The sequence below is a fragment of the Parablautia muri genome (assembly GCF_009917485.1).
GTDB classification, from domain to species: domain Bacteria; phylum Bacillota; class Clostridia; order Lachnospirales; family Lachnospiraceae; genus Suilimivivens; species Suilimivivens muri.
Map to the genome: position 1 here is coordinate 1 of NZ_QZDT01000069.1, position 14,728 is coordinate 14,728.

At 44.2% G+C, this 14,728-nt stretch carries 20 protein-coding genes and 2 pseudogenes; 19 read left to right on the forward strand and 3 right to left on the reverse strand.

Annotated features, from left to right (window positions below; translation table 11 throughout):
* Positions 1-79: 79 nt before the first annotated feature.
* The 8 genes from D5281_RS21905 to D5281_RS21940 all read left to right on the forward strand — a co-directional run bounded on the left by D5281_RS21905 (position 80) and on the right by D5281_RS21940 (position 3,816).
* The gene (locus tag D5281_RS21905) at positions 80-265 is read left to right on the forward strand and encodes a DUF1858 domain-containing protein (protein WP_004070536.1); all 186 of its coding nucleotides are present in this window, start codon (positions 80-82) and stop codon (positions 263-265) included.
* A 10-nt stretch (positions 266-275) separates the two neighbouring features.
* Positions 276-887, forward strand: a complete 612-nt coding sequence (locus D5281_RS21910; protein ID WP_016283295.1) for a hypothetical protein — start codon at positions 276-278, stop codon at positions 885-887.
* 3 nt (positions 888-890) lie between these two features.
* Positions 891-1,436 carry a hemerythrin domain-containing protein gene (locus D5281_RS21915; protein ID WP_120424601.1) on the forward strand — a complete coding sequence of 182 codons (546 nt, stop codon included), beginning with the start codon at positions 891-893 and terminating at the stop codon, positions 1,434-1,436.
* Between the two features lie 4 nt (positions 1,437-1,440).
* Complete coding sequence (locus D5281_RS21920) at positions 1,441-1,677, forward strand: DUF1858 domain-containing protein (RefSeq protein WP_160562110.1); 237 nt, start codon at positions 1,441-1,443, stop codon at positions 1,675-1,677.
* A 45-nt stretch (positions 1,678-1,722) separates the two neighbouring features.
* On the forward strand, positions 1,723-2,052 hold the full coding sequence (locus tag D5281_RS21925; protein ID WP_004070528.1) for a cupin domain-containing protein: 330 nt from the start codon (positions 1,723-1,725) through the stop codon (positions 2,050-2,052).
* Positions 2,053-2,069: 17 nt separating this feature from the next.
* The gene (locus tag D5281_RS21930) at positions 2,070-2,258 is read left to right on the forward strand and encodes a ferredoxin (protein WP_120424600.1); all 189 of its coding nucleotides are present in this window, start codon (positions 2,070-2,072) and stop codon (positions 2,256-2,258) included.
* Between the two features lie 2 nt (positions 2,259-2,260).
* The gene (locus D5281_RS21935; protein WP_004070524.1) at positions 2,261-3,229 is read left to right on the forward strand and encodes an L-lactate dehydrogenase; all 969 of its coding nucleotides are present in this window, start codon (positions 2,261-2,263) and stop codon (positions 3,227-3,229) included.
* A 161-nt stretch (positions 3,230-3,390) separates the two neighbouring features.
* Positions 3,391-3,816 (forward strand): sigma factor-like helix-turn-helix DNA-binding protein, encoded by a 426-nt coding sequence (locus D5281_RS21940; RefSeq protein WP_004070521.1) that lies wholly within the window; start codon positions 3,391-3,393, stop codon positions 3,814-3,816.
* Between the two features lie 22 nt (positions 3,817-3,838).
* Here the strand turns inward: D5281_RS21940 and D5281_RS21945 are convergent.
* The 3 genes and pseudogenes from D5281_RS21945 to D5281_RS21955 form a co-directional block, all read right to left on the reverse strand.
* Positions 3,839-4,906: pseudogene (locus D5281_RS21945) on the reverse strand (relaxase/mobilization nuclease domain-containing protein); the annotation flags it as partial.
* Positions 4,867-5,196: a plasmid mobilization protein gene (locus tag D5281_RS21950; RefSeq protein WP_080926416.1), complete on the reverse strand. Its 330-nt coding sequence runs from the start codon at positions 5,194-5,196 to the stop codon at positions 4,867-4,869. The gene D5281_RS21950 and the pseudogene D5281_RS21945, both read right to left, overlap by 40 nt.
* 244 nt (positions 5,197-5,440) lie before the next feature.
* Positions 5,441-5,794 (reverse strand): annotated as a pseudogene (locus D5281_RS21955) (helix-turn-helix domain-containing protein).
* A 203-nt stretch (positions 5,795-5,997) separates the two neighbouring features.
* On the opposite strand from D5281_RS21955, the gene D5281_RS21960 reads away from it, so the two are divergent.
* The 11 genes from D5281_RS21960 to D5281_RS22020 all read left to right on the forward strand — a co-directional run.
* Positions 5,998-6,891: a substrate-binding domain-containing protein gene (locus D5281_RS21960; protein WP_016221933.1), complete on the forward strand. Its 894-nt coding sequence runs from the start codon at positions 5,998-6,000 to the stop codon at positions 6,889-6,891.
* Between the two features lie 57 nt (positions 6,892-6,948).
* Positions 6,949-7,797 carry a phosphate ABC transporter permease subunit PstC gene (pstC, locus tag D5281_RS21965; RefSeq protein WP_160562111.1) on the forward strand — a complete coding sequence of 283 codons (849 nt, stop codon included), beginning with the start codon at positions 6,949-6,951 and terminating at the stop codon, positions 7,795-7,797.
* Positions 7,798-8,664, forward strand: coding sequence for a phosphate ABC transporter permease PstA (gene pstA / locus D5281_RS21970; RefSeq protein ID WP_016221935.1), 867 nt, complete (start codon positions 7,798-7,800; stop codon positions 8,662-8,664). It abuts the gene before it with no gap.
* The gene (pstB, locus tag D5281_RS21975) at positions 8,657-9,406 is read left to right on the forward strand and encodes a phosphate ABC transporter ATP-binding protein PstB (RefSeq protein ID WP_004071609.1); all 750 of its coding nucleotides are present in this window, start codon (positions 8,657-8,659) and stop codon (positions 9,404-9,406) included. The genes pstA and pstB overlap by 8 nt, the downstream gene beginning before the upstream one ends.
* A complete protein-coding gene (gene phoU / locus D5281_RS21980; protein ID WP_004071611.1) occupies positions 9,406-10,047 on the forward strand; it encodes a phosphate signaling complex protein PhoU in 642 nt (213 codons plus the stop codon). Before pstB ends, phoU begins: the two co-directional genes overlap by 1 nt.
* Before the next feature lie 83 nt (positions 10,048-10,130).
* On the forward strand, positions 10,131-10,805 hold the full coding sequence (locus D5281_RS21985; protein ID WP_160255037.1) for a winged helix-turn-helix domain-containing protein: 675 nt from the start codon (positions 10,131-10,133) through the stop codon (positions 10,803-10,805).
* Positions 10,802-12,457, forward strand: a complete 1,656-nt coding sequence (locus D5281_RS21990; protein WP_120424598.1) for a sensor histidine kinase — start codon at positions 10,802-10,804, stop codon at positions 12,455-12,457. Before D5281_RS21985 ends, D5281_RS21990 begins: the two co-directional genes overlap by 4 nt.
* Positions 12,458-13,066: 609 nt before the next feature.
* Positions 13,067-13,510 (forward strand): RNA polymerase sigma factor, encoded by a 444-nt coding sequence (locus tag D5281_RS21995; protein ID WP_160562112.1) that lies wholly within the window; start codon positions 13,067-13,069, stop codon positions 13,508-13,510.
* Positions 13,491-13,742, forward strand: a complete 252-nt coding sequence (locus D5281_RS22000; protein ID WP_120424596.1) for a helix-turn-helix domain-containing protein — start codon at positions 13,491-13,493, stop codon at positions 13,740-13,742. Before D5281_RS21995 ends, D5281_RS22000 begins: the two co-directional genes overlap by 20 nt.
* Before the next feature lie 439 nt (positions 13,743-14,181).
* Positions 14,182-14,385, forward strand: a complete 204-nt coding sequence (locus D5281_RS22015) for an excisionase (RefSeq protein ID WP_016292356.1) — start codon at positions 14,182-14,184, stop codon at positions 14,383-14,385.
* Positions 14,386-14,474: 89 nt separating this feature from the next.
* Positions 14,475-14,728: integrase DNA-binding domain-containing protein (locus tag D5281_RS22020; RefSeq protein WP_277935539.1), on the forward strand; the 254-nt coding region annotated here is incomplete at its 3' end.

Below are 14,728 nucleotides of genomic sequence, written 5' to 3' on the forward strand. Positions count from 1 at the left end.
TCATTCATCTGAGATATGTAACTATAAATTCCTTGATTTTTTAAGGAAAATCACTTGACAATATAGGGAGGAAAATAATATGGCAATCACAAAGGAAATGTTACTTGGAGAAATTTTAAGAACCAAACCGGAGGCGGCAGAGGTGTTGATGCAGATGGGGATGCACTGTTTAGGGTGCCCGTCCTCACAGATGGAGAGCCTTGCGGATGCCTGCATGGTGCATGGGCTGGATGCCGATGAACTCTTGAAAAAGCTGAATTCATAGGAGGAGTGCAATGAGCGCATTTTTAGGTTCGATTCATCACTGGCTATACGGAAAAATAGAGTTCCAAAACGGGCTAGTTGAAAGATTATCAGATATGATAAGCAAAAACGGGTATGATGATGGCATTCTTTCCGAAATGGAACAAAAGTATGGGGCGGTGGAGAAAGGCAGTCTTGAAAATATGATTGATAACAGTAATATACATGGCTGGTTACAGGATAAAATCGCTGCCGCTGAAAACCGCCTTGCTTTTCTGGTCATCTCAACGATGGATGCCCATTCTGAATGTATGCCGGATATTGCGAATGCTGCATATGAGTATGGACGGAGCAGGAAACTGTCGGGGAAAACAAGCGCAGAAGAAGTTTATAGGCATTTGGATAATCTGCTATTGAACGGAATGCCTTGTGACAGGGTTAATACTGTGGTTTCCATAAGTCAGGAGGCAGTAGTATGGAAACAGACTGTGGATATACATTTGCCATATTGGGAAGCATTACAAGGAGATGTCAGTCATTATTATGACCTGAAGGAGAGGCTGATCGCAGGTATTTTGGAGGGCAGCGGTTTTTCCTACAAATATTTAGGAAATCAGACATTCACATTGATTAAGGAGGGATAAATAATGTATGGAATTGATTTACTGATGAAAGAACATGAGAATATCGTAGCACTGACTAAGCATTTAAGGAGAACCTGCTGTGCTGTGATTGAGGGGGCAGACATTGATGTTCAGGAGTTCCTGGAGTGTATTGATTTTGCAAGAACTTATGCAGACAAGCATCATCATGGAAAGGAAGAACAGATATTGTTTCGGTTTATGCTTAATAATTCCGATCCTGTTGCAGAAAAACTGGTGCGCAATGGAATGCTGGTGGAACATGACTTCGGAAGATTCCATATCGGGGAATTGGAGTACGCAGTTAAGCAGTATGCCAGTGTTCCGACTACAGAAGGAAAGCTGGATATCGTCACCCATGCATCGGGTTATGTGGATTTATTGCAGCGTCACATTGAGAAAGAAGATACCGTCTGCTACACTTATGCATTACGAACACTGTCAGAGGAATGCAAAGCGCAGATTGATGAACAGACAAGAGCGTTTGAGAAAAAAGCGGAACAGGACGGCATACAGGAGAAATATATTACATGGTTAGAAAAAAGGAGATAGGCGAATGGGTAAAGTTGTTGATTTCACAAAAACAGTTTCAGAGCTGGTAAGTGAAAATCCTGAAATAAAAGAGGTATTGGCAGAAGCAGGGTTTAAGGAAATTATAAAGCCTATGTCTTTAGCTGTAATGGGTAAGGTAATGAAGATACCAAATGGAGCTGCCATAAAAAATATTCCTATGGACAAAGTTTTTGAAACTTTTGAGAAACATGGGTTTGAGGTGAAAACAGAAACATCTTGAACGGGTGGTTAAAAATCAGGCTGAGGGAAGGAGCAAACGAACAGTATGGAAAAAATAAAAAATATAGACAAGGCAGAAATTTTAGTTTTAAAAGAACAGGTTGCTTACCAAAGCAATCAGGTTGTAAGCAGGACTTTAGCACAAAATAATGCGCTGAGTGTCACATTGTTTTCTTTTGACAAGGGAGAAGAAATCAGCAGCCATGAATCCAGTGGTGATGCCTTTGTGATTTGTTTGGATGGCGTTGGCGAGATTACGATTGATGACAAAAAGTATGAACTGCATGAGGGAGAATCTATCGTAATGCCCGCAAAACACCCTCATGCGGTCTTGGGTAAAGAGCAGTTTAAAATGTTGCTGGTTGTTGTATTTTAGCGAAAGGGGGATGCGGCATGAGGGTGAATGTAGATCAGAATGCTTGTATTGGATGCGGGCTGTGTGTTGGGATGGCACCTGATGTATTCCGTATGAATGACGATGATAAGGCGGAGGGGTATCAGGACTCTGCACCGGAAAACGAAAGCATGGTACAGGATGCCGTTCGTTCCTGTTCTGTTTCCGCTATTGAATGGGAGGAATAGAGATGATAAAAACAATTAACCCAAGAAAAGCAGCAGTCATCGGCTGTGGATTTGTAGGCGCTGCAACAGCATTTACACTGATGCAGAGCAGGCTGTTCACTGAAATGGTGCTTCTTGATGCAAATTATGATAAAGCAGACGGAGAAGCAAAGGACATTTCGCATGGCGTTCCGTTTGCCGGACAGATGAAGATTTATGCAGGAGGCTATGATGACCTGATGGATGCTTCTATTGTCATTGTGACTGCCGGGGCAAACCAGAAGCCGAATGAAACAAGGCTCGATTTAGTACATAAAAATGTTGCTATCTACAAAAGCATCATTCCTGAAATTGCAAAGCGCAATTTTAAAGGAATATTGCTGATTGTATCAAATCCGGTTGATATTCTTACTTATGCTGCTGTAAAGCTGAGCGGGTTTCCTGAAAAAAGAGTAATTGGTTCCGGAACGGTTCTTGATACCGCAAGGCTAAAATATGCGCTTAGTAAACATTTAGGGGTAGACAGCCGTAGCATTCATTCCTTTATCATTGGCGAACATGGGGATAGTGAGATTGCAGCATGGAGCAGCACGAATATATCTGGTATTCCATTGAATGATTTTTGTGAGATGCGTGGACATTTCAACCATGAGGAAGCAATGCGGGAGATTGCGGAAGATGTAAAAAACAGCGCTTATGATATTATTTCTAAAAAGCAGGCTACTTATTATGGAATTGCTATGTCGGTTAAGCGTATCTGTGAATGCGTTGTAAGGGATGAAAAATCTATTCTTCCGGTATCTTCTATCATGCATGGAAATTATGGGATTAAAGAAATTGCCCTTAGTATGCCCGCTATTATAGGGGCAGACGGAATCGAAACCCATGTTCCTATTTCTTTGAATGAAAAGGAAATGGAGAAACTTCACAATTCGGCAAAAACTATAAGAAAAATTGCAGAAGAGCTTGATTTGGAAGTTGTCCCAAATTAGGAAAAAGGAATATTTACACTGAAACTTAGGCGGGAAAGCGTTTGTTGGAAGAAAACCAATGAGCGCTTTTCTGTTTCTAAAAGCAACAATACACTGCCGTTCCCCGCCAGTCCTAATTCCGTTTCAGATAAATCAATTTTTCAGAAATAGAGGACAGGACATTGATAAACAAAGATAAAAAAGACAGGGTGGTGCGCCAGTTTGTGACATACTGCCGCATGGCATTGAGATACGAAAAAATTAACTATTACAACGAACGCAAGCGCATGGCGGAACGGGAATCGCACATGGAGATGTTTTCCGAAAAGCAGTTGGAAACGGTTGATAAAATCTTTGATACATACCACGCTGACTATTTTTATGTCATGGGTTATGAAATCGGCATAGTGGACGGTGATTTGGCACAGGCATTAAGGGAACTGTCGGACAGACAGTTACAGATTGTGCTGATGTATTACTTCATCGGATGGACGGACAGGGAGATTGGGGGAATCCTCGGTCTGGCAAAAAGCACTGTCTGCAAATGGAGGAATGATACGGTAAAAACACTCCGGTGGCTGGTGGAGGGAATGTGTCATGGAGAATAAATTTAAAGACAGGGACATTTCCTTTGCGGTAGGCTTCATAGAGGGGCTTTGTCTTTTGGTAGGTAGTGACATTCTTAATGAGCAACGCCATATCCGAAAGACGCTTTTCCGCTTCCTTTAGGCTGTCCCCCGCCTGTTCGCTTGCCGTGGCGATTTCCTTTATCCGGGTAAGCAGATCGGCGTACTGTTCAATCTTGTTTTCGGTAAGGAAGTTCATAGTCTTTGCCGCCTGTTTCAGATTGTGGATTTTCGCCCACTGTTCATAGCCCCGGCTCTGCTGCGCCTTGATACTGTTCTCAATGTCAATGAGAAGATTAACGCCCCTACGCTCTGCCTTTGGAGCTTTGGCGGCGCGGGTGCGCTTGCCCGCTATCCGTTCCCTTATGGCTTCTTCTGTATAGTCTGCGCCGAGGGTTTTTAGGCGGGTAAAGCGTTCCTGCCCCGGTGCGCGGCATGACACATATTTTCCCGGCTTGATCTCATAGCCCGCCGCCTGTAACCGCTGCAATAGTTCCTCAAAGCTGGAAACTTGGGGAATGAGCGCGTCCATGGCGATTTTCAGCTTGCCTTTCCAGCTTGTCCCGGTTTTTTCCGCTTGGTATTCCGCATAGCTCTTTCCCTTGCTTCCCTTGCCGGGGACGACCACAGAAAGCCCGTTGTCCCGGCACAGCTTGTCGCTCATGTTCCGTATGCCGTAATACGTCCGCTTGTTGGAAACATACTTGTGATGATCTACGAAGTTGACCGCGCAGAAAATAATGTGATTGTGTATATGCCCCTTGTCAATGTGTGTCGTGAGTACATATTCATGCTGCCCCTTTGTTACCGCGTCGGCAAGCTGCCGCCCGATCTCATGGGCTTTCTGATAGTCCACTTCTCCCGGAGCAAAGGACTGTATCAAGTGAAAGGCTAAGTTGTTGCCCTTATCCCGCGCTTGCGAGAGGGTATAGCCAAACTCAATATCTGCCGTTTCATAGCTGCACCCGAAAGAGGATATGAGCATTTTTTCGTCCGTCTTGTCCGGGTTTTCGATATAGTCAAGGGCTTTGCTTAGAGTGCTTTTAACAGGCTTAATCTTTGTAACCGCCATATTTCCGCAAGCACCCCCTTGATTTCCTCTATATCCTCTTTGTAGGCGTTTCCCGTCGCGTTTACGCGACGTGCGATCTGATTGACATTGACCCCGATCTTCTGTATCTCCGCTGTCATTGCTTTTATGTCCGTGTGGTCTACTTGGATAATGTACCCGTCAATGGCGATCTTGCGCAGATACGCCGCCATGTTGCTTGTGGGGACGAGCTTCATTTTTTCCTCAATCAGTTTCCTTTCTTCCTCTGTCACATAGAATTTGACCTGTATTGTCCTTTTGCGTCCGTTCATGGTTTTTCGCTCCTTTCCGTTCTCATAGAGGGTTTGGGACACTTCCCAACAAGCAATTTCTGACCGACCGGGCGGGCAGAAATACGGAAAAGGGTACTCTTTTCCTATGCTTGCTACGAAAGTTCTTCCTACTACCTACAACACCGGGAATGTCTGATTTGGCGGATTTCCGCAAAAGAAAAACGCTGCAACTGAAAAAATTGCAACGCTTCTTAGTTCCTATTCAATTTTAGCCGGACAGCGGTTATTCTCTCACACCCTCAATCTCTGCAATCTCCCGCGCCGTGGCGGTGACTATCCGTATTCCCGTATCGCTCATATCGTCAAGCAAAGCGTCAAGCTACCGCCGCTGGGTATTCTTCCCGGCGGGCTGCTCCAAAAGGAATTGGTCTACCGAGATATTGTAACGCAGCATAAGCTCAAAGAATATCTGTAAACTGGGGTGCTGCCCCTTATTCTCAATATTCGCAAGGTAGCGCGGGGATATATACATTTCATCGCATACCTTTTTCCGGCTTTCCTTGCGCCCTTTCCGGGCTGTCTTAATTGCTTCCCCAAAAGCCTTAAAGTCGTATCGTGGTACTGGTCTTTTTGCCATATTCATTCACCCTATTACATTTTACTGTTCACCTTTCTTTTTGGATATGTCTACATAGTACCTATCAATAGCTTAAATAATTCCTATTTCTGCATAGAAACTTTACATCAATTTTACAATGCCGCGATATTGGATTTGATTTTTGTCCTGTATGATATAGCTGTAAACTTCAAGAAAAACAAAAAGCAAAGGAGATTCAAAAAATGAAAACATCAAAAAAATACTTGGCATTTGCCCTTATGAGTGTTCTAATGCTGTCTGCATTAACGGGGTGCAGTAATAAGAACGAGGGCGATTCAGCCAAATTTGACACAGCAAGAGAGATCAATGTACTTACCCGCGAAGATGGCTCGGGGACACGCGGCGCGTTCATAGAGCTGTTTGGAATCGAGCAGAAAAATGAAGCGGGAGAAAAAATCGACTATACAGCAGACACCGCCGCCGTTACAAATTCTACGTCTGTTATGATGACAACGGTTGCCGGGGATTTATACTCTATCGGATATATTTCTCTTGGCTCCATGAATGATACTGTAAAGGCGATTCAGATCGACGGCTGCGAAGCAACGATTGAAAATATCAAAAATGGTACATATAAGATTGCGCGTCCCTTTAACATTGCGACAAAGGACGGTTTAAGTGACACAGCGCAGGATTTTATCGACTTCATTATGAGTGCGGACGGTCAAGCAGTGATTGAAGAAAATGGATATATTTCTGTATCTGACGCGGGAAGTTACAGCGGGGAAATGGATTCGGGCAAAATTATTGTAGCGGGTTCCAGCTCTGTCACCCCGGTTATGGAAAAACTCAAAGAAGCCTATCTTGAGAGAAATCCGGGCGTTACGATTGAGATACAGCAAAGTGATTCTTCTACTGGTATGTCTGACACAATAGACGGAACCTGCGATATAGGCATGGCTTCCCGTGAGCTGAAAGATTCCGAAATGGAAAAAGGACTGACCGCTACCGTAATTGCAATGGACGGTATTACAGTGATTGTTAATAATGACTGTCCCATAAATAACCTTACAAGTGAACAGGTAAAAGATATTTTTATGGGTAATGCGGTTCGTTGGAGTGAAATATCACAGTAGGATTTTAAGGGGCTGCGGTAAGAAAGCCGCCGCCCCTTTTCAATAAGGAGCATGATTATGAAGAATATAAAAGAAAAAGTGATGAAACTGCTTTTTTTCTTGACAGCCCTTGTTTCCATAGCAGCGGTAATTCTAATCTGCATATTCCTGTTTGCAAGCGGTATCCCTGCGATAAAAGAAATAGGCGTTTTCAAATTTTTGCTGGGTACAAGCTGGAAACCCGCAAATAATCTCTATGGGATTCTCCCTATGATCGTCGGCTCTTTCTATGTAACTGCTGGAGCATTGATTATTGGCGTACCGATTGGAATATTGACAGCGGTATTCATGGCAAGATTTGCTCCGAGAAGTATCTATGCGCCTTTGAAAGCTGCTGTTAATCTAATGGCGGGGATTCCGTCGGTTGTGTACGGTTTTTTTGGATTGGTAGTCTTAGTGCCTTTTATTCGGGAAGCCTTTGGCGGGCGCGGTATGAGTGTACTTACTGCTTCTGTCCTGCTGGGGCTGATGATTTTACCTACCATTATCAGCGTTTCGGAAACTTCAATCCGGGCTGTCCCGGAAAGTTACTATGAGGGAGGGCTTGCTCTTGGAGCTTCCCATGAAAGAAGTGTATTTTTTACGGTTCTTCCCGCAGCAAAGAGCGGTATTTTTGCAGGGGTTGTATTAGGGATTGGGCGGGCAGTCGGTGAAACAATGGCGGTTATGATGGTTGCCGGAAATCAAGCGGTTATCCCGGACAGTATGCTTTCCGGCGTTCGGACACTGACCACAAACATTGTATTGGAAATGGGATATTCTACGGATTTACACCGTGAAGCGTTAATTGGTACGGCTGTTGTCCTGTTTGTTTTCATTCTCATTATCACTCTGTCCCTCTCCCTGTTCAAAAGGAGGGTGAAATAAATGGTTGGAAAATTGAAACGGAAATGGTGCGCATACAGACGCGACCCTAAATCTTTTGTTCTCTTTCTTTCTGTATGCCTTGCAGCATTGATTACAATGCTTGCGCTTATTTTTATTATTGCATACATATTGATAAAAGGGATTCCAAATTTAACGCTGGATTTATTTGACAGCAAATATACAACAGAAAATGTGTCCCTGCTTCCAGCACTTATCAATACACTGTTCATTATGCTGCTTTCCCTGCTGTTTGCGGTTCCCGTAGGAATTGGTGCTGCAATTTATCTGACAGAATACGCAAGACGGGGAAATAAGCTGGTTCATATCGTAGGTATTACCGCTGAAACATTGTCCGGGATTCCGTCAATCGTTTATGGGCTGTTCGGTTCCCTTTTCTTCGTGAAATATCTTGGGCTGGGGTTGTCTTTGCTGTCCGGGGCTTTGACATTAAGCATTATGATTTTGCCGCTTATTATGCGGACAACAGAAGAAGCCTTGCGAAGCGTTCCCGACAGTTACCGCGAGGGCAGCTTCGGGCTTGGAGCCGGAAAGCTACGAACCGTATTCTCTATTGTCCTGCCCTGCGCCGTTCCGGGTATCTTGTCCGGCGTTATTCTTGGAATCGGGCGTATCGTCGGGGAATCGGCGGCACTGATCTTTACTTCCGGAACCGTTGCAGAAATAGCAACAAGTATTTTTTCGTCGGCAAGAACTTTATCCGTCCATATGTATTCTATTTCGGGTGAGGGACTGTATATCAAGCAGACTTACGCAACTGCGGTTGTATTATTGGTTGTTGTCATTCTGATAAATGCACTTTCTGGGTTTGTGGCAAAAAAGATAGGAGGTAAAAACACAGATGGATAAAATCGTGGTTGAGGATTTGGATTTATTCTACGGAAACTTTCAAGCCTTGAAAAAAATAAATGTGGCGTTTAAGGAACACGAAATTACCGCGCTGATCGGACCGTCGGGCTGCGGTAAATCGACATTATTAAAAACATTGAACCGAATGAATGACTTGGTGGAGGGCTGCCACATCAAAGGGACTATCCGTTTAGACGGTGAAGATATTTATGGAAATATGGATATTAACCTACTGCGTAAACGTGTGGGAATGGTATTTCAAAAACCGAATCCGTTCCCTATGAGCATTTATGACAATGTTGCCTTTGGAGCAAGGACGCATGGTATCCGTTCTAAAGCTGCGCTGGACGAAATTGTAGAGCGTTCCTTAAAAGGGGCGGCAATTTGGGACGAGGTAAAAGACAGGCTGAAAAAATCTGCGCTTGGTATGTCGGGCGGTCAACAGCAGCGTCTTTGCATTGCCCGCGCTTTGGCAGTGGAGCCGGAAGTTTTGTTGATGGACGAACCGACCAGCGCACTTGACCCTATTTCTACGGCAAAGGTAGAGGAACTTGCCGCAGAATTAAAAAAGGACTATACCATTGTCATTGTGACACATAATATGCAGCAAGCACTCCGAATTTCCGACAGGACAGCGTTTTTCCTGCTTGGGGAAATGGTGGAGTTTGGAGAAACAGAAAAATTATTCTCCATGCCGCAGGACAAGCGGACAGAGGATTATATTACGGGGAGGTTTGGATAATGCGCCTAAAATTTGATGAACAGTTAGATTTATTAAATAAAGAGTTGATTACAATGGGGGCTTTTTGTGAAAATGCGATTGCTATGTCCGCAAAAGCTCTGACAGAGGGGAATCCCGCGCTTGCAAAGGCTGTTCCCGATCTCTCTGTTCAGATAGACCACAAGGAGCGCGAAATTGAAACTATGTGTCTAAAGCTACTCTTACAGCAGCAGCCCGTGGCAAAAGATTTGAGGGTTGTATCGTCCGCGCTGAAAATGGTGACAGATATGGCAAGAATCGGAGATCAATCCGCAGACATAGCGGAAATTATCACATTAGCCAATATCCACGCCACCGACGACACACAAGTTATCCATGATATGTCGGTTGCTGTCATTAAAATGGTAACAGACAGTATTGACGCTTTTGTGAAAAAGGATATGCAGATGGCGAAAGCCGTGATAGATTATGATGATGTGGTGGATTCCTTTTTCGATAAGGTGAAGAAAATGCTGATTGAACTTTTCAGCAAGCCCGAAACAGACGGTGAGTATGCCATAGACCTGTTAATGATTGCAAAATATTTTGAACGTATCGGAGATCATGCGGTCAATATTGCAAAATGGGTTCTGTTCTCAATCACAGGGAACAAAGAGGGGTGAACATACCGCCATTGATGAAATATAGGTAATATGGTATGATTGAGTTCGGAATATTGCCACAGGAAAGAAAGGAGCAGATTTACATGATTTATTGTGTTGAGGACGACAGCTCTATCCGTGATCTGATGATATACACATTAAATTCTGCCGGATTTGAAGCAAAAGGTTTTGACGGCGCGGACACCCTTTTTGACGCTTTGCAGACAGAAAAACCCCAGCTTATTATGCTTGATATAATGCTTCCCGGCGAAGATGGCATTTCCATATTGAAAAAGCTGCGTATGCAGGGGACGACAGAGGATATTCCTGTTATTATGGCGACAGCCAAAGGAACCGAATACGACAAAGTAACCGGGCTTGATTTGGGAGCTGATGATTACCTTGCAAAGCCGTTTGGCATGATGGAAATGATTTCCCGTGTGAAAGCGGTATTGCGCCGTACAAGTCCGAAAGAAGAAACTAAAAAGCTAAAAATTGGTAATTTAGAATTGAATTTGGAAACATATATTGTACTTGTAAACAACGAACGGGTTCAGTTGACACTGAAAGAACATAAGCTGCTCCATACTTTTATGGAAAACCCCGGACGGGTGTTTACACGCGATCAGCTTCTTGAAATGATATGGGGCATTGACTACATAGGAGAAACCCGAACCGTAGATGTTCACATTGGAACACTCCGAACAAAATTAGGCGAATGTGGGAGCTATATTGAAACGGTACGGGGAGTTGGGTATCGAATGGAGGGGGAAGTATGACGAAACGAATTTTTCGTTCAATCTGCCTTGTCGCATTGACTGTTTTTCTTGCGTCTGTTGTCCTGTTCATGGGTGTTCTGTATGAATACTTTTCAAATGTTGAACAGACACAGCTAAAAATGCAGACAACCCTTGCCGCACAGGGCGTTACAAATGAGGGCATTGATTATTTCCATGATTTGAAAGTGAAAAATTATCGTATATCATGGATTGATACAGAGGGAAATGTTATTTTTGATAGTGCGTCTGATACTGCGGAAATGGAAAATCATTTAGAGCGGGAAGAAGTGCGGGAAGCCCTTTCTTCGGGCTATGGTGAAAGTAAACGGTATTCTGCTACTTTGATGGAGCGTTCGTTTTATTCCGCGCAGAAACTTGATGATGGCACTGTATTACGGCTTTCCATATCTCAAAATTCTATTTTGACGCTCCTTTTAGGTATGACACAGCCGATTTGCATTATATTTGTGATCGCGCTGATTCTTTCCATTGTTTTAGCTATTCAAGTTTCAAAAAAAATAGTAAAGCCATTAAATGAAATTGATCTTGATAATCCGTTGTCAAATGAGGGCTATGATGAGCTTTCCCCTTTTTTACGGCGTATTGACAGCCAGCAAAGACAGCTACGGGGGCAGAAAGCCGAGCTTCTCCAAAAAGAGAATGAATTAAATACGATTATCGGCAGCATGAATGAGGGCATGATTCTCCTAAATCAAAAAGGGAAAATTATCAGTATAAACCCTGCGGCAAGAAAACTGTTGGACGCTGGCACAGACTGTATCGGTTCTGATATGCTGTCCTTATGCCGTAATCTTGAATTGCAGGAAATCCTTACGAAAGCCTTGCACGGAGAACGGGGCGAAAACATTATCCGGCTACATGGAGAAAGCTATCAAATTGACGCTGACCCGATCACTTCTGAAAACATTGTGAAAGGAGCCGCGCTTTTCTTTTTCAATGTGACAGAAAAAGAAAAAGCGGAACAGATACGGCGCGAATTTACCGCTAATGTGTCCCATGAATTAAAAACCCCGCTTCACTCCATTTCCGGGTATGCGGAGCTTTTGAAAAACGATATGGTAAAGGAGAATGATAAAATACCCTTTGCCGGAAAGATTTATGATGAAGCCGGACGAATGATACGGCTTGTGGAGGACATTATCAGTCTTTCGCACCTTGACGAAGGTGCGGACGATATGCAGAGAGAAAATATCGACCTATACACATTGGCAGAAAAGGCGGTACAGAGCTTAGAGCCAGAGGCAGATACCGTATGTGTTGCATTGGAGCTTTCCGGCGTTCCGGCTCCCCTTAACGGCATACCACAGCTTTTATACAGTGTGATTTATAATCTTTGTGACAATGCGATTAAGTATAACCATGAAAACGGAAAAGTAATGGTGAACATACAGAATGAAAACGGCATGGTAGTTTTATCAGTGGAGGACACGGGGATAGGAATTGCACCCGAACATCAAGAGCGGATTTTTGAGCGTTTCTATCGTGTTGATAAGAGCCATTCTAAGGCAGTAGGGGGAACCGGGCTTGGGCTTTCTATTGTGAAACACGCCGCTAAAATCCATAATGCTAAAGTTGATGTAAAAAGTCATGTCGGAAAAGGCACGACGGTTATTGTAACATTTCCAAAATGAAACATTAAATTGTATAACCATTTTTCAAAAAAGCTGCATACGGCAGCTTTTTTGTTTTACATGGATTTTACAATTTCAAGATATTGGATTTGATGTTGACTTGATAATATCTAAATAAAACAAAAGAAATGGAAATACCTGCCAATGCGGGAAAAGACAAAAACCGCTGACAGGTAGGATTTTTGCGTTCATTTTCAAGAATCAACATAATCGGTGGTTTTGAAAAATCAAAGCCGCCGTTTCTTTTTTATCTTCTCAAGGAATGACGCGGTTTCACTGTTAAAAGCGGCGGCTAAAGGAGGTAGCCGCCATGAAGCACATACCGTATCGACAAAATCCGATGGTCATTGACATATCAAAAAAAGCCCGTCCACCGCCGGGGGAAATTCTACCCACGAATATGAACTGTCTAATCAACTGAATACTGCTTACAATTCCTCTGCGCCCGTCTGCAACTTTGTAGACGGGCGTTTTGTGTTCCCCCGGCAAAATTTTTTCAAAAAGTTTGCAAAATCACCGCCTATTCGGGGGTGCGCGGTTTTGAGGGTTTATGAAAGGGGACATCAGAAAAAATCACCCGCTTTCGCGGCTGCGAAAGGAGGTGAGAACATGAATGAACCGAACCGTACCCAATGGCAAATCCGTTGTGCTTTTAATGGCTTTTGCAAACAGGCATTGAAGCGCAAAGCAATGAACGCCCACAGGGACACAAAGCGGCAGCAGTCAAGGGAAGTAACATTCTCCGATCTGTCACCACTGGAAGAAAGCCAGCTTGTTACCTACGACAGATATTTTGCAGATGATGAAGCTGAACAGTCTTTCATTATTGCGGGAAAAGAGATAACCGCAAAGCTGCTTGCCGAAGCCCTGCGGAGCTTGCCGGAAGAAAAGCGCGAAACTATCCTGCTGTATTATTTCTTCGATATGAGCGAAACCGAGATTTCAAGGCTCTGCAACATTCCGAGGACAACAGTGAAGTATCGCCGCAACAGCTCTTTTGAGCTACTAAAACGCTATTTGGAGGAACGCGCCTATGACTGCACAGACTGGTAACAATGAAAATGCCGAACGCGGCTTGTTACCCTACCCGGTAATCATAGCCGCAACAAAGGGCGACCCGGAAGCTATGGCGATTGTCGTCAAGCACTACGAAAGCTACATAACGTCCCTGTCTATGCGCAAGCTCTACGACGAGCGGGGAAATGTATATTGGGGCATAGACGAGGACATACGCGACCGTTTACGGTCACGGCTTATGCGGGCTGTCCTTTCATTCGAGGTTTAAGCTGATTTAGGACAGGCAGCGTCCCTCTTTCCGCTGCCCCCAGCAGAACCTTTCCAGCACCTTGACAAAGAAAGCGGCGCAAGATAACGGCGGCGCAGCATAGGGCAGATCGGATACGTCCCTTTTGCGCCGAGCCATACGGCGGGTGCGCCATGACACTATCCCGGCGGGGTTTTCTTTTCCCTGCCGGGACAGCCGAGCGACCAACACCGAGCCGGGGAGCAAGTTTAGCAGCTTGCGGGCGACGAAAGCGCAGAATATATAATGATACTCCCTTACCGCCACAGTCCGATCGTTCAAAGCATCGCAGGCAATGGGTAGGGCTGCATGAGAACCATGCAGGGGTGAAACTCCCGTGAGGTTACGCTATTAACCGTCCGATCACAGCCCCTTTTTCACCATTAACCATTTACCCATTTTTGAAAGGGGGATTTATAGAATGAGCAATGCTGATGTGCCTATTTGGGAAAAGTACACGCTTACCATTGAAGAAGCGTCAAAATATTTCCGCATTGGGGAAAACAAGCTGCGGAAACTTGCAGAGGAAAACCCTACGGCGGGCTGGATATTCTTGAACGGCAACCGTATTCAGATCAAGAGGAAACAGTTTGAAAAAATCATTGACACACTGGACGCAATTTAGCGAAAAAGATAGTGAAAAGGAGCCTTGAATGTGCTATAATAGATGTAGGCATATCAAGGCTCTTTCCGACACGGAAAGGAGCAAAAACAATGTCGGAGAAAAGACGTGATAATAGAAACCGCATTTTGCGTTCGGGAGAGAGCCAGAGAAAAGACGGGAGATATGCTTACAAATATACCGATACTTTTGGCAAAGTGCAATTCGTCTATGCGTGGAAGTTAGTGCCTACGGACAAGACCCCAGCCGGGAAGCGTGACGACATATCCCTTAGAGAAAAGGAAAAAGAGATACAGAAAGACCTTGACGATGGGATAGACACAATCGGAAAGAAAATGACCGTCTG

Bases quoted from the DNA above. Each gene is read 5' to 3' on its own strand.
- D5281_RS21905 (WP_004070536.1), top strand. From the start codon at position 80: ATGGCAATCACAAAGGAAATGTTACTTGGAGAAATTTTAAGAACCAAA.
- D5281_RS21910 (WP_016283295.1), top strand. From the start codon at position 276: ATGAGCGCATTTTTAGGTTCGATTCATCACTGGCTATACGGAAAAATA.
- D5281_RS21915 (WP_120424601.1), top strand. From the start codon at position 891: ATGTATGGAATTGATTTACTGATGAAAGAACATGAGAATATCGTAGCA.
- D5281_RS21920 (WP_160562110.1), top strand. From the start codon at position 1,441: ATGGGTAAAGTTGTTGATTTCACAAAAACAGTTTCAGAGCTGGTAAGT.
- D5281_RS21925 (WP_004070528.1), top strand. From the start codon at position 1,723: ATGGAAAAAATAAAAAATATAGACAAGGCAGAAATTTTAGTTTTAAAA.
- D5281_RS21930 (WP_120424600.1), top strand. From the start codon at position 2,070: ATGAGGGTGAATGTAGATCAGAATGCTTGTATTGGATGCGGGCTGTGT.
- D5281_RS21935 (WP_004070524.1), top strand. From the start codon at position 2,261: ATGATAAAAACAATTAACCCAAGAAAAGCAGCAGTCATCGGCTGTGGA.
- D5281_RS21950 (WP_080926416.1), bottom strand. From the start codon at position 5,196: ATGAACGGACGCAAAAGGACAATACAGGTCAAATTCTATGTGACAGAG.
- D5281_RS21960 (WP_016221933.1), top strand. From the start codon at position 5,998: ATGAAAACATCAAAAAAATACTTGGCATTTGCCCTTATGAGTGTTCTA.
- pstC (WP_160562111.1), top strand. From the start codon at position 6,949: ATGAAGAATATAAAAGAAAAAGTGATGAAACTGCTTTTTTTCTTGACA.
- pstA (WP_016221935.1), top strand. From the start codon at position 7,798: ATGGTTGGAAAATTGAAACGGAAATGGTGCGCATACAGACGCGACCCT.
- pstB (WP_004071609.1), top strand. From the start codon at position 8,657: ATGGATAAAATCGTGGTTGAGGATTTGGATTTATTCTACGGAAACTTT.
- phoU (WP_004071611.1), top strand. From the start codon at position 9,406: ATGCGCCTAAAATTTGATGAACAGTTAGATTTATTAAATAAAGAGTTG.
- D5281_RS21985 (WP_160255037.1), top strand. From the start codon at position 10,131: ATGATTTATTGTGTTGAGGACGACAGCTCTATCCGTGATCTGATGATA.
- D5281_RS21990 (WP_120424598.1), top strand. From the start codon at position 10,802: ATGACGAAACGAATTTTTCGTTCAATCTGCCTTGTCGCATTGACTGTT.
- D5281_RS21995 (WP_160562112.1), top strand. From the start codon at position 13,067: ATGAATGAACCGAACCGTACCCAATGGCAAATCCGTTGTGCTTTTAAT.
- D5281_RS22000 (WP_120424596.1), top strand. From the start codon at position 13,491: ATGACTGCACAGACTGGTAACAATGAAAATGCCGAACGCGGCTTGTTA.
- D5281_RS22015 (WP_016292356.1), top strand. From the start codon at position 14,182: ATGAGCAATGCTGATGTGCCTATTTGGGAAAAGTACACGCTTACCATT.